Annotated in this window: 25 protein-coding genes; 10 read left to right on the top strand and 15 right to left on the bottom strand. The window is 36.8% G+C overall.

What is annotated here, in order from left to right; all coding sequences use genetic code 11:
• Positions 1-81: 81 nt before the first annotated feature.
• The 4 genes from ACSHWW_RS12950 to ACSHWW_RS12935 all read right to left on the bottom strand — a co-directional run bounded on the left by ACSHWW_RS12950 (position 82) and on the right by ACSHWW_RS12935 (position 4,216).
• Complete coding sequence (locus ACSHWW_RS12950; protein WP_435682886.1) at positions 82-579, bottom strand: DUF1456 family protein; 498 nt, start codon at positions 577-579, stop codon at positions 82-84.
• 123 nt (positions 580-702) lie between these two features.
• Positions 703-1,662 (bottom strand): D-2-hydroxyacid dehydrogenase, encoded by a 960-nt coding sequence (locus tag ACSHWW_RS12945; protein WP_435682885.1) that lies wholly within the window; start codon positions 1,660-1,662, stop codon positions 703-705.
• 326 nt (positions 1,663-1,988) lie between these two features.
• The gene (serC, locus tag ACSHWW_RS12940; protein ID WP_435682884.1) at positions 1,989-3,047 is read right to left on the bottom strand and encodes a 3-phosphoserine/phosphohydroxythreonine transaminase; all 1,059 of its coding nucleotides are present in this window, start codon (positions 3,045-3,047) and stop codon (positions 1,989-1,991) included.
• Positions 3,048-3,118: 71 nt separating this feature from the next.
• The gene (locus ACSHWW_RS12935) at positions 3,119-4,216 is read right to left on the bottom strand and encodes an acyl-CoA reductase (protein WP_435682883.1); all 1,098 of its coding nucleotides are present in this window, start codon (positions 4,214-4,216) and stop codon (positions 3,119-3,121) included.
• A 37-nt stretch (positions 4,217-4,253) separates the two neighbouring features.
• Between ACSHWW_RS12935 and ACSHWW_RS12930 the strand changes: the two genes are divergently transcribed.
• Positions 4,254-4,604 carry a 4Fe-4S dicluster domain-containing protein gene (locus tag ACSHWW_RS12930; protein ID WP_435682882.1) on the top strand — a complete coding sequence of 117 codons (351 nt, stop codon included), beginning with the start codon at positions 4,254-4,256 and terminating at the stop codon, positions 4,602-4,604.
• A 309-nt stretch (positions 4,605-4,913) separates the two neighbouring features.
• Positions 4,914-5,627: a DUF6503 family protein gene (locus ACSHWW_RS12925; protein WP_435682881.1), complete on the top strand. Its 714-nt coding sequence runs from the start codon at positions 4,914-4,916 to the stop codon at positions 5,625-5,627.
• A gap of 1 nt (position 5,628) precedes the next feature.
• Here ACSHWW_RS12925 and scpA read toward each other — a convergent pair whose 3' ends face one another.
• The 6 genes from scpA to ACSHWW_RS12895 form a co-directional block, all read right to left on the bottom strand.
• Positions 5,629-7,755: a methylmalonyl-CoA mutase gene (scpA, locus tag ACSHWW_RS12920; RefSeq protein WP_435682880.1), complete on the bottom strand. Its 2,127-nt coding sequence runs from the start codon at positions 7,753-7,755 to the stop codon at positions 5,629-5,631.
• Positions 7,752-9,182, bottom strand: coding sequence for a methylmalonyl-CoA mutase subunit beta (locus ACSHWW_RS12915; RefSeq protein ID WP_435682879.1), 1,431 nt, complete (start codon positions 9,180-9,182; stop codon positions 7,752-7,754). The genes scpA and ACSHWW_RS12915 overlap by 4 nt, the downstream gene beginning before the upstream one ends.
• Entirely contained in the window at positions 9,175-9,510 is a 336-nt protein-coding gene (locus tag ACSHWW_RS12910; RefSeq protein ID WP_435682878.1) for an FtsB family cell division protein, read from the bottom strand. The genes ACSHWW_RS12915 and ACSHWW_RS12910 overlap by 8 nt, the downstream gene beginning before the upstream one ends.
• Positions 9,511-9,520: 10 nt before the next feature.
• Positions 9,521-10,138: a uridine kinase gene (gene udk / locus ACSHWW_RS12905; protein ID WP_435682877.1), complete on the bottom strand. Its 618-nt coding sequence runs from the start codon at positions 10,136-10,138 to the stop codon at positions 9,521-9,523.
• A 128-nt stretch (positions 10,139-10,266) separates the two neighbouring features.
• Positions 10,267-11,502, bottom strand: a complete 1,236-nt coding sequence (locus ACSHWW_RS12900; RefSeq protein WP_435682876.1) for a M48 family metallopeptidase — start codon at positions 11,500-11,502, stop codon at positions 10,267-10,269.
• 41 nt (positions 11,503-11,543) lie between these two features.
• Positions 11,544-12,359 carry a TrmH family RNA methyltransferase gene (locus ACSHWW_RS12895; protein ID WP_435682875.1) on the bottom strand — a complete coding sequence of 272 codons (816 nt, stop codon included), beginning with the start codon at positions 12,357-12,359 and terminating at the stop codon, positions 11,544-11,546.
• A 333-nt stretch (positions 12,360-12,692) separates the two neighbouring features.
• Between ACSHWW_RS12895 and ACSHWW_RS12890 the strand changes: the two genes are divergently transcribed.
• Positions 12,693-13,091: an acyl-CoA thioesterase gene (locus ACSHWW_RS12890; RefSeq protein WP_435682874.1), complete on the top strand. Its 399-nt coding sequence runs from the start codon at positions 12,693-12,695 to the stop codon at positions 13,089-13,091.
• Here the strand turns inward: ACSHWW_RS12890 and ACSHWW_RS12885 are convergent.
• Complete coding sequence (locus tag ACSHWW_RS12885) at positions 13,088-13,378, bottom strand: DUF3817 domain-containing protein (protein WP_435682873.1); 291 nt, start codon at positions 13,376-13,378, stop codon at positions 13,088-13,090. The genes ACSHWW_RS12890 and ACSHWW_RS12885 overlap by 4 nt on opposite strands.
• Entirely contained in the window at positions 13,371-14,297 is a 927-nt protein-coding gene (locus ACSHWW_RS12880) for a mechanosensitive ion channel family protein (protein WP_435682872.1), read from the bottom strand. The genes ACSHWW_RS12885 and ACSHWW_RS12880 overlap by 8 nt, the downstream gene beginning before the upstream one ends.
• A 98-nt stretch (positions 14,298-14,395) precedes the next feature.
• On the opposite strand from ACSHWW_RS12880, the gene ACSHWW_RS12875 reads away from it, so the two are divergent.
• A complete protein-coding gene (locus ACSHWW_RS12875; RefSeq protein WP_435682871.1) occupies positions 14,396-15,640 on the top strand; it encodes an NAD(P)/FAD-dependent oxidoreductase in 1,245 nt (414 codons plus the stop codon).
• 5 nt (positions 15,641-15,645) lie between these two features.
• Here the strand turns inward: ACSHWW_RS12875 and ACSHWW_RS12870 are convergent, their stop codons facing one another.
• From ACSHWW_RS12870 to ACSHWW_RS12860, 3 genes are read right to left on the bottom strand one after another with little or no spacing between them, the layout of a single operon-like run.
• On the bottom strand, positions 15,646-16,167 hold the full coding sequence (locus ACSHWW_RS12870; RefSeq protein ID WP_435682870.1) for a hypothetical protein: 522 nt from the start codon (positions 16,165-16,167) through the stop codon (positions 15,646-15,648).
• Positions 16,168-16,181: 14 nt separating this feature from the next.
• Positions 16,182-16,736, bottom strand: a complete 555-nt coding sequence (locus ACSHWW_RS12865; RefSeq protein ID WP_435682869.1) for a mechanosensitive ion channel domain-containing protein — start codon at positions 16,734-16,736, stop codon at positions 16,182-16,184.
• Positions 16,733-17,647 carry a septum formation inhibitor Maf gene (locus tag ACSHWW_RS12860; protein WP_435682868.1) on the bottom strand — a complete coding sequence of 305 codons (915 nt, stop codon included), beginning with the start codon at positions 17,645-17,647 and terminating at the stop codon, positions 16,733-16,735. Before ACSHWW_RS12860 ends, ACSHWW_RS12865 begins: the two co-directional genes overlap by 4 nt.
• A gap of 152 nt (positions 17,648-17,799) precedes the next feature.
• Here ACSHWW_RS12860 and ACSHWW_RS12855 point away from each other — a divergent pair, with 152 nt between their 5' ends.
• The 6 genes from ACSHWW_RS12855 to ACSHWW_RS12830 all read left to right on the top strand — a co-directional run bounded on the left by ACSHWW_RS12855 (position 17,800) and on the right by ACSHWW_RS12830 (position 23,759).
• Positions 17,800-18,843: an NAD(P)-dependent alcohol dehydrogenase gene (locus ACSHWW_RS12855; RefSeq protein ID WP_435682867.1), complete on the top strand. Its 1,044-nt coding sequence runs from the start codon at positions 17,800-17,802 to the stop codon at positions 18,841-18,843.
• Between the two features lie 242 nt (positions 18,844-19,085).
• Positions 19,086-20,075, top strand: coding sequence for a UDP-3-O-(3-hydroxymyristoyl)glucosamine N-acyltransferase (gene lpxD / locus ACSHWW_RS12850; RefSeq protein WP_435682866.1), 990 nt, complete (start codon positions 19,086-19,088; stop codon positions 20,073-20,075).
• Between the two features lie 262 nt (positions 20,076-20,337).
• Positions 20,338-20,787 carry a KTSC domain-containing protein gene (locus ACSHWW_RS12845; RefSeq protein WP_435682865.1) on the top strand — a complete coding sequence of 150 codons (450 nt, stop codon included), beginning with the start codon at positions 20,338-20,340 and terminating at the stop codon, positions 20,785-20,787.
• Positions 20,788-20,817: 30 nt separating this feature from the next.
• On the top strand, positions 20,818-22,365 hold the full coding sequence (locus tag ACSHWW_RS12840; protein WP_435682864.1) for an SDR family NAD(P)-dependent oxidoreductase: 1,548 nt from the start codon (positions 20,818-20,820) through the stop codon (positions 22,363-22,365).
• Positions 22,365-23,252, top strand: a complete 888-nt coding sequence (locus ACSHWW_RS12835) for a DMT family transporter (protein WP_435682863.1) — start codon at positions 22,365-22,367, stop codon at positions 23,250-23,252. Before ACSHWW_RS12840 ends, ACSHWW_RS12835 begins: the two co-directional genes overlap by 1 nt.
• An 81-nt stretch (positions 23,253-23,333) precedes the next feature.
• A complete protein-coding gene (locus ACSHWW_RS12830; RefSeq protein ID WP_435682862.1) occupies positions 23,334-23,759 on the top strand; it encodes a PepSY-like domain-containing protein in 426 nt (141 codons plus the stop codon).
• Positions 23,760-23,820: the final 61 nt, after the last annotated feature.

The raw sequence follows: 23,820 nt of genomic DNA, 5'->3' as shown, positions 1-23,820 counted from the left end.
ATTTTAAAAATCATATTAAAAAGCCGATACATTTGTGATGTATCGGCTTTTTAGTTTTTTTGAATTTATCTATATTTAATCCTACTTCTTAAAAGAGTTTCTGCGTTCCTCTTTTTCACGTTGGGTTTTACGCTGTATCTGGAATCCTTTTAAGAATTTACGCAGGTACTGATCGTTAAGATACTTATACTTTGCATGTGTTTTCTTTCTGAAAAATGCGCTCAGTTCTGTTTCACTAATTTCGACATCTGCTTTTTTCCATATGTAAATCAACTCGTCAGACTTGAAATTAAAGGCGATTTTAAGCTTGCGTAGAATGATGTTGTTATCCAGTTCCATCTCGGCTTCTGGTATCATTCCGTCTTTTTTACCACGATAATTTACGATCACACCATTTAAAAAAGTAGCTAGATTCACATCTACAACTTCTTTAAAGTCTTCATCTTCTTCTTTTTTGAGCCAGTCGCTTACCTCTGCACGCGTTACTGGTGCGCCACCTTTGGCATAAGTATCAATCATCGCGTCATCACTCAAGTTGAGTGTAAATCGTAATCTTCTTAAAATATCGTTATTGTCCATGGGTCGTTATTGGATTGCAAAGATAGTAATAGTGTGTAGTTGTTACGCTTTCGCGAAAGCGAGATTATCAAACATAAAAAAGCCGAGATTGAGTTCTCGGCTTTTAAAGAGTTAATTCTATTTCTAACCCAATATTTCAATAATCTGATCTGCAAGTTCAGTACCTATACGGTCTTGAGCCTCATTAGTCGCCGCACCGATGTGTGGACTTAGTGAAAGATTTGAGTTCATGAGCAACACCATTTCTGGCTTTGGTTCTTTTTCAAAAGTATCTAAAGCAGCAAATGAAATATGCTCTGATTCTAAAGCGTTTACTAAGGCAACTTCATCTATTACTCCACCACGAGCAGCATTTATTATAGCAGCTCCTTTTTTCATTTGGTTGAATTCTAATTCGCTAATTACGTAATCCTTTTGAGCAGGAACATGCAATGTCACAAAGTCAGATTGTGATAATAAGTCATCTTTACTCACTAATGGAATTTCAACTGAAATTGTCTGTCCATCAAATAAATCCCATGAAATAGTAGGAGCAGAGTTTGCAAATGAATCATGTGCAACAACTTTCATTCCTACACCAGCCGCAATTTTTGCAACTTCCTGACCTATACGGCCTATTCCAATAATTCCTAAAGTCTTTCCACGCAGTTCAGATCCTTTGGCATATTGTTTTTTCAAACCTTTAAAGTTAGAATCTCCTTCTAGTGGCATGTTACGGTTACTGTCATATAGAAAACGAACTCCACCATAAAGGTGTGCAAACACTAATTCTGCAACACTTGCGCTACTTGCTGCTGGCGTGTTGATGACTTTCAAGCCTTTTTCACGTGCATATTCCACATCGATATTATCCATTCCTACGCCGCCACGACCTATTACTTTAAGACTTGGGCAATTATCTATAAGTTCCTTACGAGCCGTAGTCGCAGAACGTACTAATAGCACAGCAATTTCATGCTTGTTGATATAACTCTCTAGTTGGTCTTGAGCCACGTTTGTAGTAATTACTTCATATCCTGCAGCAGTTAGTTTATCTATTCCGCTTTGTGAAACGCCATCATTTGCTAATACTTTTTTACTCATAATACTTTAGTTATCTGTTGTCAGTTATTATTTAACTGTTAATTCTATTTTATTATTATACATCCGAGTTTCTCAGATCTCAATACATTCTACCGAGCATTGAGGCTCTCGAAATGCGATATTCTATTTGTTTTCGTTCCCCAACCCTAAAGGGTGCGAAAACTGATGATCATTTCTTTTTAGAAACCTAACCATTTAAGGTTGGGGAAAAGGTTTCGGTTCATATATCCGGTCTTCGAGATCCTCAGACCTCGCATAACGTGAGCGAGCATTGAGGTGGTTGCTGAGCTTGTCGAAGTGCTCTCGAAATGCGGAATTCAAATTCTCTACGCTTTCTTCTCTAATTCCTGCATTGCATTTACAAGTGCTTGAACACTTTCTAATGGTAATGCGTTGTACATACTTGCTCTGTAACCACCGACAGAGCGATGACCATTAAGTCCACTTATATTTGCTGCGTTCCATAATTGATCAAATGCAGCTTTATGAGCTTCATCTTTTAACGAGAATGTGGCGTTCATGTTAGAGCGATCTTCTACGGCTGCAAATCCTGTAAATAATTCATTGCGGTCTATCTCGTTATAAATGAGTGCCGCTTTCTCATTATTCACTTTTTCAATAGCTGCGATTCCGCCATTGTTTTTTAACCAGTCTAGTGTTAACATGCTTACATAAATAGGGAATACTGGTGGTGTGTTGAACATAGAATCTTTGCTTATGTGTGTTTTATAATTAAGCATAGATGGAATATGACGTGTTACTTTACCTAGCAAGTCTTCTTTAACAACTACAAGAGTTGCACCAGCTGGTCCCATATTCTTTTGAGCACCTGCATAAATCAGATCAAATTTTGAAAAATCTAACTGACGCGAAAATATATCACTACTCATATCACATACTAGAGGAATATTTACATTAGGAATCTCCTTTAATTGTGTACCAAAAATGGTATTGTTAGTTGTGATATGAAAATAATCTGCATCGCTAGGAACGGTATAGCCTTTTGGAATATAGTTAAAGTTAGCATCTTTAGAAGAAGCTACTTCTACAACTTCGCCAAATGCTTTAGCTTCTTTAATAGCCTTATCTGACCAAGTTCCTGTGTTTAAATATGCTGCTTTTTTCTCGAGTAGGTTATAAGCAGTCATTAAAAACTGCATGCTTGCTCCACCACCTAGAAATAATGCTTTGTAACCTTTATCAGTCAGTCCTAAATGTTCTAGAGCTAGTGATTGGGCTTTTTCCATTACCGCAACAAAGTCTTTACTACGGTGTGATATTTCTAGAATGCTAAGACCATTAAAGTCTATAACTGCCTGAGAAGCTTTTTGAAATACTTCTTGAGGTAAAATACATGGTCCTGCCGAAAAATTATGGATGCGCATAGCTGTTTATTTATAATAATTACAAAAATGCAATTTATCATAACAAACAAAGTCAGGAATTCAGGAAATGATTAAGATAATGTCAACAGGAAATCAACCGTATCCACACCATCTGCATAATCGTTTAATAATGGACATTGTGTAGTTCCAAAATTTACAACAGCAGGAGCTGATAATTCACCTAATTGCGATTTGATAATCTGTGCAGCATCACCTTGCGCGACGATGCATTGAAGTTTATCAGCGTCTGTTTTGAGTTGATTTGCTACGTCTTTTATATCATCATAATAACTATAGCCTAAAGCAGCGATAGGTGAAGTGTAGCTGTCATTCTCTTCCTTGATTAATAAAAACTCGTTATCTAGTAAGTCAAAATCACTCATTAAATAAACGGCCTTATTATAATCGTAGTTATTGAGGTATTTTTCGTTTTTGATCAATTCCTTTTGAACAAACATTCCGTTGAAAAAGAGGTCAAAGTTATAACCTCGAGGAACCATTAAATGACTCACACTACGGCAACCTAACCCGAAATAGCGGAACACATCTTCACTCAAAGCTTCCATGTGCTTAAGAGTTTCAGTTCCTGTTAATACCGCAATACTGTTACGATTCTTACGAATGATGTGAGGCTTTGTTCCAAAGTAATACTCAAAATAACGCGCCGTATTATTACTTCCCGTTGCGATTACAGCGTCAAATCCTTTGAGCATTCCGTCGTTATAACTGTAGGATTGTGAGAGTTCTGGCAATTCGTCAGTGGCAAGCCGTAGTAATAAAGGTGTCAAGACGTCATCATTACCGCTATTTTTAATCATCGCATGGTGACCAGTTATAATAACAGATAAAACATCGTGAAATCCTACTAGTGGTAGGTTTCCAGCCGTGATTATTGCGACTACTTTAGGTGATATATTTTCTAAATGATATGGTTTAGTCCATTCTTCAAGAGCTTGGTGGCTAAGTGCTTGCGACCATTGCTCGAGTGCGTGGTTCAAGTTCTCATCTGTAAACCAAGAGTTTTTGGACTGTGCTCTATAGAAAGCAGCCTCGATAATGGTGTTAGCATCGGTTTGCTCCTTTTTTAAGTAGGAGGAAAGTAGTTTTCCCGCTTTCGCGAAAGCGGAAATCCTATCATTTAACGTGGTATTAATTGCCAGTGAGTTCAATGGGCATTATTTTTGCACAAAAGTAAAGAAAACAGCTATGGCAATCATCATAACAGACGAATGTATTAACTGCGGTGCTTGTGAACCTGAGTGTCCTAATACCGCAATCTATGAAGCAGCAGACGACTGGCGCTATGCAGATGGTACAGATCTAGATGGAAATGTGGTTTTACCTAATGGTAAAGAGGTAGATTCAAACTTAACCCAAGAACCGGTAAGTGACGAGTTTTACTATATAGTTCCAGATAAGTGTACGGAATGTGTAGGTTTTCATGAAGAGCCACAATGTGCAGCAGTATGCCCAGTAGATTGTTGTGTTCCAGACGACAGTCACGTAGAAGACGAAGCAACTTTAAGAGCTAAACAAGCGTTTATGCATAAGGAGTAATTAAACTTAAGTTTAAGTTTAAAATAAAATGAATCCCAGGAGTTACGGCTTTTGGGATTTTTTATTACCACACCATCACCGAGAAAAACAAAGTCAGCAGATACATCAAAGCTATTAAATAAAGTAATTTACTAATTGTTTTGTTCTTGTTCCATGTTAAATATCCGATGAATCCTATAATGATAGGAGCACCAATGAAAATAAGATAGATATAGAGCACCGTCCATATATCAATTCCAGAATGGGCCATTAACAAAACCATAGTATCATTATTAAGTTCTAAATTAGTCTTTTCATAAAATAACATACATGAGATTCTTAACTTTATTATTCTTATTAGTTACAATTACGGTTCAAGCTCAGCAATTAACGGGTGAGCAATTACTTGACAAAGCTATTGAGCATCATGATCCTAATGGGCACTGGTCGCAATTTGTTGGTGATCTACAGGTCACTATGAAAACTCCTGATCAATCGGAACGTGTTAGTGATATTTCAATTAATCTACCGACTCAAACATTTGAACTCATCACTATGCGTGATAGTGTAATGACTGAAAGTCGTGTAGTAGGAAAAGAAGTGACTGTAGTAAAAGTAGATTTAAAAAACTTGAACAAAAAGTTTGAAACTACTGATAAAGAATGGGATAGAGCCGTATTGATGAAAAACTATTACACTTATCTCTACGGTTTACCTATGAAGTTAAAAGATCCAGGAACTATCATTACCGATCAAATAGAACATAAAACTTTCAAAGGAAAAGAATACTTAGTTCTTGAAGTCATGTATGATGAAAACGTAGGTAGTGATGTGTGGTATTTTTACTTTGACCCAACGACCTATAAAATGGAGATTTACCAGTTCTATAAAAAGGATAAAAACGGTGCTATTGATAAGAATAGTGGCGAGTATATTCTACTAACTGAGAATCATCAAGTGAATGAGATTAATATGCCTAGAGTGCGTCAATGGTATTACAATAAGGATGATCAGTTTCTTGGGACTGATGTGATTACAAAATAACTTACTCACCCATTAACAATCCTAAAATATCAATCGCTGCTTCACTGATTTTAGTTCCAGGACCGAATACAGCTACTACTCCTGCGTCAAATAAAAACTGGTAATCTTTACGTGGAATCACGCCACCTACAACTATCATAATATCTTCGCGACCATACTTTTTAAGTTCATCCATTACTTGAGGAACTAGTGTTTTATGTCCTGCAGCTAAAGAGCTTACACCTAAAACATGCACATCATTTTCAACGGCTTGTTTTGCAGCTTCGGCTGGTGTTTGAAATAATGGACCTATGTCTACATCAAAACCTACATCGGCATAGCCCGTAGCAACTACTTTTGCTCCACGATCATGTCCATCTTGTCCCATTTTGGCAATCATGATTCTAGGACGGCGACCTTCTTTTTTAGCAAATTGGTCGGCTAGTTGTTGCGCTTTCGCGAAAGCAGGATCATTCATAATTTCTTTTTTATAAACTCCTTGAACACTTTTAATGGTTGCTCGGTATCTTCCATAAACAGATTCAAGTGCATCTGATATTTCACCGAGTGTCGCATGTTGTTGTGCAGCAATCACAGCAAGTTCGAGTAAGTTTCCATTTTTATTTTTTGCACAATCCGTTAAGTTTTCAAGCGCTTTTTGAACCTTTTCAGTATTTCTTGTTGCTCTTATTTCTTTTAATCGGTTGACTTGCTCTATACGTACCGCAGCATTATCAACTTCCAGTGTATCGATATGATCTTCATCGGGACTAGGGTATTTATTAACTCCTACGATGGTGTCGATTCCAGAATCTATGCGTGCCTGCTTCTTTGCAGCAGCTTCCTCGATTCTCATTTTAGGAATTCCTGCTTCTATGGCTTTGGTCATTCCACCTAGTTCTTCAACTTCTTCAATGAGTTCCCAAGCCTTATGAGCAATCTGATCTGTAAGTGATTCTACGTAATAAGAACCAGCCCATGGATCTACCGTTTTAGTAATTCCAGTTTCGTCTTGTAAATACAATTGTGTATTTCTAGCTATACGTGCGCTGAAGTCCGTAGGCAACGCAATTGCTTCATCAAGTGCATTAGTATGTAAACTTTGTGTTCCACCAAAAGCCGCCGCAGCCGCTTCAATAGTCGTACGCGCTACATTGTTAAACGGATCTTGCTCGGTTAGCGACCAACCCGATGTCTGGCAATGCGTTCTTAAAGCTAGTGACTTCGCATTTTTAGGATGGAACTGTTTAATGAGTTTTGCCCATAACATACGTGCCGCACGCATTTTGGCAATTTCCATAAAATGATTCATTCCTATAGCCCAGAAAAAGGACAATCTAGGTGCAAAGGTGTCGATGTCCATTCCGGCGGCTAGACCTTTGCGTACATATTCAAGTCCGTCAGCTAGTGTGTAGGCTAGTTCAATGTCACTGGTGGCTCCAGCTTCATACATGTGATATCCTGATATGGATATCGAGTTGAACTTAGGCATGTGTTTACTGGTGTATTCAAAGATATCAGAGATGATCTGCATACTAGGAGATGGCGGATAGATATAAGTATTCCTCACCATGAACTCCTTTAAAATATCATTTTGTATCGTACCACTCAGTAGAGCTGGATCAACACCTTGTTCCATAGCGGCTACAATATAAAACGCCATTATAGGTAATACAGCACCATTCATGGTCATAGAAACCGACATCTTATCAAGCGGAATCCCATCAAAAAGAACTTTCATGTCCTCAACACTATCAATGGCAACTCCAGCTTTTCCTACGTCACCAACCACACGTTCATGGTCAGAATCATAACCACGATGTGTTGCCAAATCAAATGCTACGGATAATCCTTTTTGCCCAGCGGCAAGATTACGTCTGTAAAAAGCATTGGATTCTGTTGCACTAGAGAATCCAGCATATTGACGCACAGTCCATGGACGTCGCACATACATAGTAGAGTAGGGACCACGTAGATTAGGCGCTATTCCAGCGACATAATTTAGGTGTTCTAAATCTGCAATATCATCTTTAGAATAATATTTTTTAATATCAATTCCTTCCGACGTTTCGTAAGCCGGTAAATCTGCTTTTTGAGAAGAAGAGAAATTGAAATCTGCTTTTATGTTAGATATATCTTTTCTTTTCATGACATCTGTGCTTTTTCAATCGACTCTGCAATTCTTGAAGGAACAATAGGAGAGATCAACGTCTTACGTGGATTTGCTTTTACAAATGGAAATAATTCATATTCCTTTTGCAGTGGCAAGTCTCCATTTGGGTATTTGTTGACACCTACGAGGATTTTCTTTTGAGCTGCGATGTCACTTAATTCTTGTGCGGCACTTTCTTTAATCTTGCGCTGTATGGTACTATCAAATAGTGATTGAACAAAACCGCCAGCGTTTTCTATAATTTTAAATAGTTCTAGCGCTTTTTCAGTAAGCTGTTTAGTTAGCGTGTCGATGTAGTAGGAACCATCGGCAGCGTTATTGATTTTGCCTAGGTATGCTTCATCTTTTAAGATACGTAGTTGGTTGCGAGCTATGCGATCGCCAAATTCATTTTCTTTATTGAAAAACGCATCATATGGTAGGTTATATACAGTGTCTGCTCCGCCTAAAACGGCACTCATGCATTCTGTAGTCGTGCGCAACAAGTTCACATTGTAATCTAGCAATGATTTATTACGCAAGCTAGGACTCGCTGTAATGTAACAACCTAAATCTAATCCATATATGTCACCTACAGCTTTGGTTATTAAGCGATAAGCTCTGTATTTTGCTACTTCCATGAAGTAATTGCTACCTATTGCTGTGTCTATGTTGATTCTTTTGTCCGCTTTCGCACTTCGACTGCGCTCAGTGTGAACTTCTTCGTCGCCGCGCTCCTTGAAAGCGTTATAAACAACCTCATCATGCTCTTTACTCGTATCACAGTAATGATTCAAATACTCATTCAAATGTGCGGCATAATAGCCTAGTTCTTGAGTAATCGTGGCACCAGCGTTTTGATATAAACTTGTGTTTACAGTAAATTGAGAAAAGAAACCGTGAAATGACGTTATAAAATCTGCGTAATTTTTATGATCTGATTTACCGCTGCTAAACCAATTTCCATCACTAGCTAACTGATGAATTATATCCAGATGTACATAAGCTTTAGGATTTAAAGCATGAACTTTTTTTACATAATCTAGATCCATAAATTGTGGATGGATCTGTATGCCGTGTTCTGGTAGATCTGCAAGAAGCACCGCTGGGTCTATATCATTACTCGGTATTACAAAGAGTACACCTTCACTACCACGAGCAAGAATATCTTTTGCTTTTTTGTTTGCCGCTGCGGCATTACCGGCATAGATTTTTTGAGAAATGTACCAACTATCTGTTGATCTTGCGGGAATATCCAGTTGCGGAGCACTATCACTATGATAAATAGGTTTAATGTCTATTCCAGCAGCAGTTTTTGTGATTAAGGTGTCATTATAATCGGCACCTTTTAAATCCATTTGGATTTTTTGTTTCCATGCAGCTTCAGACACTGGTTCAAAATCTTCAAAAAGTCGCTTACTCATCGTTTTCTTTTTTTAGGGAATCAGCATGCTGTATGATAAACACTTCTTCATTTTCTCTTTTCATCAAATAGCGTTCACGGGCAAATTTCTCTATGCCTGCGCTGTCTTTAAGTGATCTAATTTTCTCTTGATCGTGAGCGATTCCACGTTTGTAGAATTCTACATTTTGCTCTTTTTCGGCTATTTGCTGGTCCAGTTCTCTGTGAGAAGTCAACCATGCACTAGCATCTAAAAATAGTATCCAAACCAAAAATATGATGCTGATAAGCACATATTTGTTAGTCAAGATTTTCCAAAATCTAGTTTGTTTTAATTCCTTGAAAGTCATCTTGTGAAATTTAAGAAAATTCTGCGAGGCGCTGGTCTATTATACCTCTTAAAATTTGAACACCTACGGTATTAAAACGATTGGTAGGAATAATAACGTCTGCATATGCCTTAGTAGGTTCAATGAACTGCTGGTGCATAGGTTTTAATGTATTCTGGTAACGTTCTAACACTTCTTGAAGGTCACGTCCACGATCTGAGATATCTCTTTTTAAACGACGTATCAATCGCTCATCACTATCACAGTCTATATAAACTTTAATATCAAATAACTCTCTGATTCTAGGTTGAGTAAGGATTAAAATTCCTTCTACGATAACAACTTTAGAAGGTGCTGTTTTCACAACTTCTCCAGTACGATTATGTTCTACAAAAGAATAAACCGGTTGATCTATGGTTTTTCCTTCTTTGAGTTCTAGCAAATGTTTTTCAAGCAACTCAAAATCAATACTGCTAGGATGATCAAAGTTGATTTTTACACGTTCCTCATAGCTCAAATCGCTCGTGTCTTTATAGTAAGAGTCTTGCGAAATCACATTTACATCATGATCTGGATAGGTATGTACCATTTGATCCACAACAGTGGTTTTTCCACTTCCAGTTCCACCAGCTATTCCTAGTATGAGCATTTGATTATAGGTTTAGTGCAAAAATAAGATTTTGAACTTGAATTAAATTTAAAGCTAAACTTAAACTTATACTTAATTCATTCACCCATTAACACATTAACAAATTGTCACATTAACAAATTACCACATTAAACACTCCTCATCGCCATCATTCGTTGATACAATGTAGGATGTGAGTAATTAAAAAACACATAAGCTGGATGTGGTGTTAGATTACTCAGACTGGTTTTATTAAGTTTTTTAAGTGCATTTATTAATGGTTCACCTTCATAGGTATCTCGAGCATATGCATCGGCTTCGTATTCAAATTTTCGCGAAAGCGAACTCATCAAAATTCCTGTTACCGTAGAAATAGGTGAGTAAAGCAATCCAAAAGCGACTAACCCAACATGAAATGAAGGAATGGTTACTCCTAATGCTTCAGACAGCATAGCGCTATCTACAAATATAGAAAACAGCCAAAGCGTAAATCCTGTCGTTATAGTACTGGCAATGAGGTTATAAATGATATGTTTTCTTTTATAATGTCCTACCTCATGAGCGAGTACGGCAACGATTTCTTCTTCGGTTAGTTTAGAAACTAGGGTATCATAAAGAGTAACTCGTTTCTCACTACCGAAACCGCTGAAATAAGCATTGGCCTTAGTGGATCGCTTGCTGCCGTCTATGACAAAGATTTTGTCCAGTTGGAATCCTACGCCTTGCGCATAGCTCGCAATAGCAGCTTTAAGCGAACCTTCTTCTAGCGGAGTTTGTTTATTGAAAAGCGGCACAAACCATCGCGCATAAAACATATTCATTAATAATGAAATCGCAAATATCAATATCCATACATACCACCAGAAATTTGCTCCAGCCCAATTGTAACAAACGATGACGAGCGATAGGATTCCACCACCGAGTATAGCGGTAAGAAGCCAACCTTTGATTTTATCGAGTACAAACGTCTTTAGAGTGGTTTTATTAAAGCCAAATTTCTCTTCAATAACAAAAGTCGAGTAATAAGAAAACGGCAGCGAAATAATCTCTCCAGCAGCGGCGATAACGGTGAAGAACAATAATCCTACGAGAATTTCATGATCAACTATGGATCTCGCCCAATTGTCTATAACCGCAAAACCATCCAAGGATAAAAAGATTAAAATAGCAATAAATGAAATCGTGCCACTCAGTAAGCTGAATCTATAATTGGTCTTTTTATATTCTTGTGATTTGGCATATTCCTCAGCATCATAAACATCTTGTAATGCTGCAGGGACATCTTTAAAATACCAAGTATAGTTGAGATAGCCTAAAAACTGGTCGAGTACAAAATCAAATACTAGAATCCCTATAATGATATAGAATAGCGTAGTGGCGTCCATTTATAATTTTTCACAAATGTACTAGAATAATGAGGCTTTACCTATTTGAAATCGCGCTGTCTCTTAGCTTCAAATATCAATATTGCAGCACTCACAGAAAGGTTCATAGAATCAATTGCACCACTCATGGGAATGATGATATTTTGAGTCGCAGCATCGCGCATTTCTTGAGTTAATCCGGTAGCTTCTGTTCCTAAAGCAATGGCACTTGCCGCAGTGTAATCGATGGCATCATATCGCTTGCTGGATTGCAAGGTTGCAGCATATAAATTGATATCATTAGATTTTAAGAACTCGATGACTTCGGTTGTAGTTCCAGTCGCTGTAGGAACCGTAAAAACACATCCTACGCTGGAACGCACCACGTTAGGATTGAATAAATCTGCCACTGGATTTGCAATGATGACCGCATCGACTTTTGCAGCGTCGGCAGTTCTTAGTATGGCACCTAGATTCCCTGGTTTCTCAGGAGATTCTGCTATTAAGATTAATGGATTTTCTGTAAGTTTTAAATCTTTGAGACTGTTTGATTTCGCTTTCGCGAAAGCGATAACACCTTCCGTACCAGTTCTGTAAGCTAGTTTTTCATAAACATCCTGAGTTACAGAGATAATTTCGGGATTGCTTGCGATACCAATCTTTTCATACACGTCGCTTGCTTGAAAATCTTGAGAATCGAGTAGGATAGGACCGCATACCAGAAGATGTTGTAATTCAAAACCACCGCGATCACAAAGCATGATTTCGCGTTGTCCTTCCACAAGAAAAAGACCTTCCTTCTTGCGTACTTTACTCTTGCGCTGCAATTGCTCTGCATGCCTGATTGTTGCGTTATGCGGACTCGTAATGTGTTTCATTGTGGCAAAGGTACGTGTAAATTAAATTAATATGTTGCATTTCGAGAGCACTTCGACAAGCTCAGCAACCACCTCAATGCTCGCTCAAACGCTGCGAGGTCTGAGGCACTCGAAGACCGACTTAACGACTTGAACTTGAAATCGTATATGAATTGTTAGATATATAAATTAATCGTGATTACATCCATCCCAACCTTCCTTCAAAGGAAGGAGCTGTTGTAGAATAATAAGATCTTACATTCTATTTAAAAAGTCTTCCTGTAAAAGGAAATTTAGAGGGATGTTAGCTAAAATGATATTTTATCTAACTACTTTTATAAAAAAAATAAGCACATGAATTTCCACACTAGAAAATGGATCAAGCCTGAGGATTTAAACCCAAATGGCACTTTGTTTGGTGGACGATTACTGGAATGGATTGATGAAGAGGCAGCGCTGTATGCGATTATTCAAATCGAAAACCAAAAAGTGGTGACTAAATATATGAGTGAGATCAACTTTAGAGCCAGTGCAAAACCTGGTGATATTGTAGAAATAGGACTTGAGGTTAATAAATTTGGGAATTCTTCAATAGACTTGAAATGTGAAGTGCGTAATAAAATGACTTATGAAACCATTATTACGATTGAGAATATCATTTTAGTAAACCTAGGCGAAGATGGAAAACCATTACCACACGGGAAAACCCAAGTTGAGTATCAGTCTGATCGTATGAAAAAGAAAGGCTTTTAAGCAGTAGCTATTTCATCTTCTAAGTACTCACGCTCCATCCAGAATGTTCCAAAAGGAACGATAGACATAGTCAACACTATGAGGAGTTTTTTAAAATTCCATTTAAGAAGTTGTGAAACGATAATCGCAACCACAACATAAGAAAGGAATAATACACCGTGTGCCATTCCTATGATCTTATTAGGCATTCCTAGTCCGCCCATATATTTTAGTGGCATGGTAATAAAAAGGATGAGAAGAAATGAGTAACCTTCAGCTATAGCGAGGTATTTGAAAAATTTAAGCATCTTTTTTAACTCTTTTATCGGCTAGTGACAAAGGTAATTCAGAATCTCGACCATACAATTTAATTTCTTGAATATCTGCTGGAAGATAGAATCCTTTTTCCATGAGAGCACGTTTTACATTTCCTATCACTCGACCACGTGTGGTATTTGCAATTCTTCCAAAATCAAAAGTATCTACCCAAAAGAATACTTTAAGATTCACCGTACTCGTAGCCAGTTCATCTTCAATGACATAATTCACGTGTTCTTCATCACTTACTACTTTAGGATCTGAATTTAGCGCCTCCATAATGCAATCCTTAGCAAGGTTGATATCATCTTCATAATCTACACCGACGGTAAAGTTCCAGCGATAGAATCCATCCTCAGTATAGTTAGTTACAGGTAATGTAATTACATCACTATTTGGTATATACACATCTTTACCATCAAATGTTTTAAGCTTCGTATATCTAAACTCAAGTGTTTTTATTTTACCAAAATTATCTCCTATTTCTACAGTATCATTCACGTTAAATGGTCTGTTGAAGCTTAGGATAATACCAGCGATGAAATTTTGTCCTATATCTTTAAATGCAAAACCTAATACTACCGCACTTGCTCCAGCAGTTGCCAGTATTCCAGCACTTATATCGCCTAAACCTGCTGCACGCAAGGCCAGCATAATAAATATGATGATTAATATAAACCTTATGGCTCTTCCTAGAAATCTACTCATCAGTGGATCATTAGTCCTTGACTTTACACGAGCTGTGGCAAATCGTCCTATAACACCAGCGATGAGCACGCCTAAAATTATAATCGCAAGGCCTAGTCCTAATCGTGGTAAGAACTCAATAAATGTCTCATAATATGATGTTGTAGTAGAAGTAAGTTCTGCGGTAAAATTGATGTCTTCTGGAGATTCTTGAATGGTCATGCTATACATTTTTATAAAGGTAATTTTTGTAAGTATTAAAAATGTTAAGCATTAATTAAATCCTTTCTTTTTACAAAGTCTAGGTTAAATTTGCCGTTATGAATAAGGAGCAATCTCAAATTACAATTATAGGTGCTGGAGTAAGTGGACTTGCTGCCGCAATTACTCTTAAAAATGCTGGTTACAAAACTCAACTATTAGAACAATCAAGTTCTGTAGGTGGTCGTGTGAAGACTACTTTGCAAGACGGATTGAAGCTGGATCATGGTTTTCAAGTGTTGCTGGACGCTTATCCTGCGGCACAGGAGTTTTTAAATCTGGAAGCATTGAACTTAACGACTTTTAGTCCTGCGTCAGTTGTATTTATAGATGGTAAGAAGCATGAGATAGGTGATGCGCAACGTGATTTTAAATTTGCATGGAAGACATTAATAGCTGGAATAGGTAGTTTAGGAGATAAATGGAAGGTGTTTACGCTTTCGCGAAAGCTTAAAGAAAAAAGCCTCACAGATATATTCAACACTCCAGAGATAACGACCTTACAGTATTTACAAGATTATGGATTTTCTGAAAAGATGATTCAACGATTTTTCAAGCCTTTTTATACAGGGATTTTTCTTGAGACCGAATTGCAAACGAGCAGTCGCATGTTTGAATTTGTCTTTAAAATGTTCAGTATAGGAAACGCGACGATTCCAGCAGCTGGAATTCAAGCGATTCCTCAACAAATGGCTGCTCAATTACATGGTCAGATTAAATTGAACACCTCAGTGCAGGAAGTAGTAGGAGACACGATTCATTTATCAAATGGAGAAACCATACAGAGTGATTATACCATAATCGCTACACCAGCCGAAGGTTTAATTCCTAATTTACCGCAAATTGAAAAGCAGTGGCATAGTGTTCAAATACTCTATTTTGATACCGACGAGCACGGATTTGACCAACCTATTATAGGATTAATAGCTGGAGAAAACTGTTTAAGTAATAATTTTCATTTCCTGAATGACGTGTTTGAGAACCACGCTAAAGTAATCAGTGTGAGTGTAGTAGCAAAACATCAGTTAACTGACAAAAAACTTGAGGAACGTGTGCGCCAAGAACTAGAAGAACAAGCTCATATTAAAGCTGGTGATTTGATTAAGAGCATGGAAATTAAAAAAGCACTTCCTACTTTTGAAAGTGTTCAATACGCGATGACACCTACTGAAACACAGTTAACTCAAAATATCTTTCTAGCTGGAGACCAGTTAAGCAATGGTTCTTTAAATGCAGCGATGCTAAATGGTAAAGCGGCTGCGCAGGCTGTGATTAGTAATATTGAAAATGGGATTTTTGTTTAGAAGATTTAAAACATTCTTACTTCGGCAATCGTTTTATTATTTCTAGGAATACAATAAACTTTCTCCATAATATTAAGGAGTTCTTCAATGATTCCGTCTACTTGGGTTTTGTCTTGACAGTTATAATCTTTAAAGTAATTTGATTGAATATCTTGATGCTTCTCAAATCCATTTTTTAATAACAGGTTGAAATTGGGTTTGATATCTGTTTGCTTCAAATATTCAAAATCTTCACTAAGTGCCTCACAATAAATATACCCTGAAGAATCATTTGTTTTTGAAAATACGGCATACTGAACATAGAAGGCATTAAAGCTTACAATTACACTTTTATTAATGACTTCATCTGCAACCAAAACATTTTCTAAATAGTTCACAAATTCATTTTGCTCTATACTTAAATCAAACTCTTCAATAATTTCTTTTGAATCAGGAATTCCATCAACTTTTAAGAAATTCCAATAAAAGATGTAAGCTAGAGCAGCACCAATAACTAATGTGCCGGCTATGTTTATAAAGTAATCCATTATAAAAATTGATTTTACCTCGCCGTAGGATCAGCGTCTTCATGTACGATGTCAAAAACAGATTCCTTCTTATTACCTAAAATACTAACTCCTTTTTGCATGAGTAGGTTGTTGGGATAAGTAATGATCTCGCCGTCGTTAGTTTTCAGGACTGTGTAAAATCCTTTTATATCTTCTATAACCGCCGTAACGGGTAAATCCTTATCATGTATCCTGATTCGATCTCCAATTTTAAATGGAAAAGCAAAATATAATATAAAGCTAGAAGTAAGGTTACTAAGAATACTCCAGTTTGCAAACAAGGCAACACCTATAACAGCAAACGTAGAGGAAAGTGTAGTCCAAAACCAATCTTTAGAAATTCCCCAAACAAATATGATAGTAATAGTAGCAAGTGTCCACAGTAGATAACCTACATATCTATTAATGTACTGTCGTCTTAATTTAGAGCGATTTAAATCTTTGGAAAGTTTTGCGGCACTCCATATCACAAATCGGTGCATGGTAAATGCTACGACCAATATAATGATTGTAAAAATCACTTCGGTACGGCTTAATAGATCCATCATAATTGTAAACTATCTCTTAATACTTCATGTTCATTGCCATTCTGTGACCAGTATGGAGTATTAATGGTCTTAATTAACGTTCCTGTGGAAACAGCAGGTTTGCCGCCATCAGTGTAACGATCCATCCATGCTAGGATTTTATGAGGAAATTCTTTTTGGACCTTAAAAGCAATCATGCGATCGAGTTCTGTATAACGCATACTGTATAAATAGCCATCTTCTATTTCTCTAAGAGAAGCAGTTACTTCATAAGGTTTAGTTTCCACATGCTTCAATCTCAAATACTCAGCACTAGGTATGACTTTCATTGCTCCAGTAGGCATTTCAGTAGGGTTTAATCTTAATTGAACTGGAATTTGATTTTCAGTCATCACGTTTTCTACTTCAAAATAATCTTCACCTTCAGACTGGAAGTAAGAATATAAATCCACGTCATAGACATTTTCATCTTGATTAAACTGCATGAACGTGTGACCGCACCATTCTTGAATACTTGAAGAGATTTTAAGAGCATTATCCTTTTTATCTAAAGGGAAAAAGGTACTACTCATTATGGAGTAAGGATAAATACCTGTGTTAAAATCACGAGTAGCATTTAGTTTCATCACAGGACGACTCATCTCGTCGGGATTATCTGCTTTGACTTCGTCTATAGTATCAAATGGTTCAGTAACAAAAATGAGAACTGCTTTTCCGTCACGCATCTCACCATAACGAGATTGTGAGAGTTCGTAACTAGAAATCTCTGCTTTTCCACCATACCAATAATCTTTAAATTCTTGGGAAAGATGAATGTCTTCAAGAGTTTCAAATCGCTCTTTTACATCACTAGGTTCATCGTTATAAACTGACACACCTGAATTACAAGAAGTAAGTAGAACTATAATTGGAATAATTAATAATCTTTTCATGACTCTAGAATTAGAGCACAAAGATACTATTTGCAATTGGTGAATAACTTAAAGTATTACTAAGTAATTTGCTTTATACAACAGTACATTATGATTTCTATAGTACAAAGTTTGAATATCTTTAATCACCTTTGTAATTAGAAAAAATGACTATGAAAGAAGTAAAAGCTTATGCAGCGCAAGATAAAGATGCGCCATTAAAAGAAATAAATATTAATCGTCGTGACTTACTCGATAATGATGTTGCAATAGACATCAAATATTGTGGAGTTTGCCATAGTGATATCCACGCAAAATTAAATGATTGGGGAAATGCAAAATATCCTATCGTTCCAGGACATGAGATTATAGGAGAAGTTACCGCAGTAGGAAGCGATGTTTCTAAGTATAAAGTAGGTGATCTAGTAGGAGTAGGTTGTATGGTAGATTCTTGCCAGACTTGCAGTGCTTGTGAAGAAGATCAAGAAATGTGGTGTGAGAACGGTTCTACGAGCACTTATAATAGTAAGGATAAACATCTAGGTGGACACACTTTAGGTGGTTACTCAAAATCTATTGTGGTACGTGATGAATTTGTTTTAAAAATTCCAACTAATCTTGATACGCAAGCAGTAGCACCATTATTATGTGCAGGAATCACAACTTATTCTCCATTAAAACATTGGAACGTTAAGAAAGGTGATAAGGTAGGAGTCGTAGGCTTAGGTGGTTTAGGTCACATGGGAATTAAGTTTGCAGCTGCTATGGGCGCAGAAACTGTAATGATTACAACCAGTTCTGAAAAAGCCAAAGACGCTAAACGTCTAGGAGCTGATCATGTAATTATCTCAAAAAACGATGATGAAATGAAGGAGCACAAAGACTCTTTTGATTTTATTTTAAATACCATTCCAGTTTCTCACGATGTGAATCCATACCTAGCTTTGTTAAAAAGAGACTGCACCATGTGTCTGGTAGGAGCGATTGAACCTCTGGAAAATGTTCATGGAGCAAATCTTATTTTGAGAAGAAAAAGACTAGCAGGATCACTCATTGGTGGTATTAAAGAAACTCAAGAAATGTTAGATTTCTGTGGTGAACATAACATCACCTCAGACGTTGAGATGATTGACATGCAGGATATCAACACGGCATTTCAACGTGTTCAGGACAGCGATGTAAAATATCGTTTTGTTATAGATATGGATACGTTGTAGTATTCCGCTTTCGCGAAAGCGTAATTTAAATAACACATTACTTCACCAAACCTCATAGATTATCAAAATCTGTGAGGTTTATTGTTATAATTAATAAATCTCGTCACGCTGAACCTGCATGCCGATAGATAGGTTTATTTCAGCATCTCTTTGTAATAAGTCTTGAACTCATTGTTTCTAACCAGCATTTTTCTAAACCACTTCTAAAGTGTAGCTTTACCATCTCAACAAGAATACGACTCATGAATTCATTTACTGCCCAACAAATTTGCGATGTTCTTCAAGGAACCATGCTAGGAGAAACTACTCAAGAAATTACTGGAATAGAAGAAATAACTAAAGCCAGCGCGAGTGATTTGACCTTTATTGGTAATCGTAAATACGCAAAACTATGGGCAGATTCTAATGCTGCTGTAGCGATTGTAAATGATAATATAGATCTTGAGCCAGGCGATAATCGAGTTCTCATTCAAGTAAAAAATGCCGATCTAGCTATGGCAAATATGCTCGAGGCGTTCTTGCCACCTACACCAGTTTTTGAGACAGATATTCATCCTACGGCTGTTGTTCATGAAACCGCAACAATTGGAAAAGGTGTTCAAATAGGTGCTCATTGTTATGTAGGTAAAAATGTAACTTTAGGTGATGGAGTTGTACTATATCATAATGTTAGTGTATTTGATGATACGACTATAGGTCCACAAACAGTGGCGTGGTCTGGAACGGTGATTAGAGAACGTTCTCAAATAGGTGCACAATGTATTTTTCATAATAATGTAAGTATAGGCGCAGACGGATTCGGTTACCGACCAGCAGACGATGGTCGTGGACTGGTTAAAATTCCGCATATAGGAAATGTGGTAATCGGTAATGGAGTAGAAATAGGAGCCAATTCCTGTATAGATAGAGCAAAATTTAACTCGACTATAATTGGTGACGGTTGTAAAATTGATAACCTTGTTCAAATAGCTCACAATTGTGTGATGGGAAGAAGCTGTATTATGGCTGGTCACAGTGGACTTGCAGGATCTGTGACTCTAGGTGATGGAGTTATTATAGGTGGAAGCGCATCCATAAAAGATCACACGACTATTGAATCTGGGGCAACTGTAGGAGCAGGAAGTGGTGTTTTAAATAATGTAAAAGCTGGTCAAACCGTACTAGGTTATCCAGCTACTGAAGCTCGTGAGATGTTGAAACAATGGGTGGCATTGCGTAAACTAGCTAAATAATTTTTTTTGATGTTTGTAAATTACACTACCGAAATCTTTTCCCTAGCCCTAAAGGGTAAGATTTCTAGATCGCAATTAAATGCTTTATAGTTTCCGCACCCTTTAGGGTTGGGGAATGGAAACTTAAATGATTACAGATTGAAATATCAATACAACACTTTGGCAATTTTAAACTCTACAAAACTTAACCTAATAATATTCTATTTTGAATTAGAGAACGATATATATAGCCTACTTTTGCACGCTATAAAAAAAGCAGTACATGAAGCGTATTAATCAGTACAAGAAGATGTTCAGTGTTGAGAAAAACATTGACCTTAAAGAACTTAAGAAAAGTTACAGAAATCTTGTAAAAGAATGGCATCCTGATAAATTTCAGGATGGTGATGATAAGAAAGAAGAAGCTGAGGTAATGAGCCGCGAGATCATCGACGGTTACCATTTCTTAGTAAGTATTGCACCTGAAACTAAGGAAGCAAATCTTGAAGCTTATACAGAGACTATTACTAACACAGGTATAGAAGACTTTGACCATAAAGGACGTGTACTTGAAATAACATTTACTGATGGTACTACTTATGAGTACTTTGGAGTAGATGTGAAAATGTTTAAAAAACTTGTCAATGCTGACAATAGATACAGGTTTGCAAAACGTAATATCTGTTCAAGTTTTCTTTATAGAAAATCTAAGAAAGACGTAGAGCAGTCTTAAACTGCTTAATTTTGTTGAAGCAGTAAAATCATGGAAGAGTCTAAATCATCTCAACAGCCTTTATCGCCTGAAGAAATCGAGCAATGCATCGATATTCTCAACAGGTTAAATACAGAGACTGATGAGATTTTTGAGATTCCTATGGAACGACGTATCGAGCTTATTAAACAAGCTGGATTACTTTCTAGACCTAGCCGTGAAGAATATAAACGTCGTAAAAAGGACGCTGTAAAAGCTGCTAAAAGAAAGAGAGCAACCGCAGACAAGCATGCTCGTAAAGAAACAGGAATACGTAGCGCTCGAGAAGCTAGTGTATTTGTAGCTCCACAAATTCTATTACAACAACAGCTGGAACAAAAAGATCCAGGAGAATTAAGTACTCCTAGGAACTGCTACGTTTGTAAAACTCTGTTTACTAAACTGCATCATTTCTACGATCAGATGTGTACAGATTGTGGTGATTTCAATTATGCAAAGCGTTTTCAAACTGCCGATGTTAAAGGACAAGTGGCGCTAATAACAGGTTCGCGTTTAAAAATAGGATATCATATTTCATTGATGTTATTACGTGGTGGAGCTACAGTGATTGCAACCACACGTTTTCCAGCAGACAGTGCGATACGTTTCTCAAAAGAGCCAGATTATAACGATTGGGCTCACAATCTTAAAATTCACGGCCTTGATTTAAGACACATTCCTAGTGTTGAAATCTTCTGTAATTTTATAGAGCAACGCTACGAGAAACTAGATATTCTTATTAATAATGCCGCTCAAACAGTGCGCAGACCATCTGGATTTTATGCGCATTTAATGCCTAATGAGAATCTAGAATACAATGAGTTACCGCCGTTTGCTCAAGAATTACTTAAAGATCATCAAGAATGTCTTGCAGAGATAAAAGCATTATCTCCAGCGGCATCCTCAAATAAAAATATGCCGGTTACATGGCATGGACCAGAACCTGGAATAGGATTAAGAGCAAGTGCTCAATTATCTCAAATTCCTTATAGTTTTGATAAAGCACTCAGCGCTCCAGAAGTGTTCCCAGAAGGACAACTCGATGCCGATTTACAGCAAGTTGATTTAAGAAAGACCAATAGCTGGAGATTAAAACTCGGTGAGATAGAAACTACTGAGATGATTGAGGTTCAGTTAGTAAATTCTGTCGCACCTTTTGTTCTTTGTAATCGTCTTACAGAACTTATGCAAAAGGAGAATACTGGTAAAAAGCATATCATTAACGTGAGCGCGATGGAAGGTAAATTCCATACATTCTTTAAAGAAGATCGCCATCCACATACTAATATGGCCAAAGCTGCTTTAAATATGTTGACTCATACTGCAGCAGGAACACTTGCAAAGGATGGAATTTACATGAATGCAGTAGATACTGGATGGGTAACAGATGAAGATCCAGCAGAGCTTTCCAAGCGCAAACAAGAATTACATGATTTCCAGCCACCACTCGATATAGTTGATGGTGCAGCACGTGTATTAGATCCATTATTTGATGGAATTAATACTGGTAAACACTGGTGTGGTAAATTCTTAAAAGATTACAGACCTATAAGCTGGTAATGGAAAAGAAACCAGTATTAATAGTTTTATCATTTTTTGCAGTCTATGTATTTTGGGGTTCTACATATTTGTGGAATAAAATTGCAGTAACTGAATTATCGCCTTTCTCACTAGGTGCCATGCGTTTTACGACAGCTAGTTTTATCATTTTTGCCATTGCGATTGCAAGGGGAAAAAGTTTAAGAATCTCAAGAAAGCAACTTCTCAATTCTATTCTAGCAGGATTTCTATTTCTAGCTTATGCCAATGGTATGTTTGTATGGGCACTAAAATATGTTGATAGTGGTTTTGGTTCACTGTTAGCGTCACTACAACCACTAGTTTTATTACTCATGATGAGGTTTGCGCAGCGTAAATCATTAAAATTGAAATCTATTATAGGAGTGTTGCTCGGACTTTTGGGAATGTATTTATTAGTAAGTCAAAAAGAGTTGCAATTACAAGAAGATAGCTGGATAGGAATCATTATGATCATGACCTGTATTGTAAGCTGGAGCGCAGGAAGTTTATTTGTTGCAAAGGCAGATACACCGACAAATTTCTTCATTGCTACAGGTTATCAAATGTTGAGTGCTGGGATTATTCTAGCTATTGCAAGTATTAGTTTTGGTGAATCGTGGACATTACCCGATGAATGGTTATTGCCTACTCAAATTTCAATGGTTTGTTTGATACTCTTTGGTAGTATAGCTGCATTTACTGGATTTAATTATTTACTTAAAGTTGTAAGTACTGAGAAAGTAGCCACATCATCTTACGTTAATCCTATAATCGCATTACTACTAGGATGGTATTTTTTAAACGAAGTGATTACCATACAATCTATAATAGCCGCTGCGATTATGCTTACTGGAGTCTATTTCATAAATAGTAGAAAAGAAAAGTGATTTAACACTTCATAACATTTGTTATTATAGTTTTAAGGAAACCTGGTTTGGATCCTTTGTAAATTGTATAAAACTAATTTTATGAGACTTACATTAATAATTTTATCTTTTCTATTTGTATCTATTAACGCTAGTTGTCAAGAAAAACCTGAAGAAGTTCCTGAGGCTGTACAATCAGCTTTTAAAGCAAAATATCCAGACGAAAATGATCCCGATTTTGAACTAGATTCTCATGGCTATTGGGAAGCTCATTTTAAAAAAGATGGAGAAAAGTACCGTGCTGATTTTAATCCTGATGGAACATGGGTAGAAACAGAAAACTCCATCAAAGATTCTGAAATTCCTGTCGCAATTCAAGAAGCTATAGAAAGAGAGTATCCAGAACGAGTAATCACTGAAGCTGAGCATGTAATGAGCGCTACTAAAGGCGAATTCTACGATATCGAATTCAAACAAAAAGGCAAAAACATGGATGTGGAATATAGAGAAGACGGAACTAAAGTATAACCAGATATCAAAATGAAAAAAAGTGCTGATAGTCTCAACCAATCAGCACTTTTTTTATTTG

Source organism: Nonlabens sp. (genome assembly GCF_051251825.1).
In the GTDB taxonomy this organism is placed as follows: domain Bacteria; phylum Bacteroidota; class Bacteroidia; order Flavobacteriales; family Flavobacteriaceae; genus Nonlabens.
The sequence above is the reverse complement of the archived record's forward strand: the minus strand, read 5'-3'. Positions and strand labels throughout refer to the sequence as shown.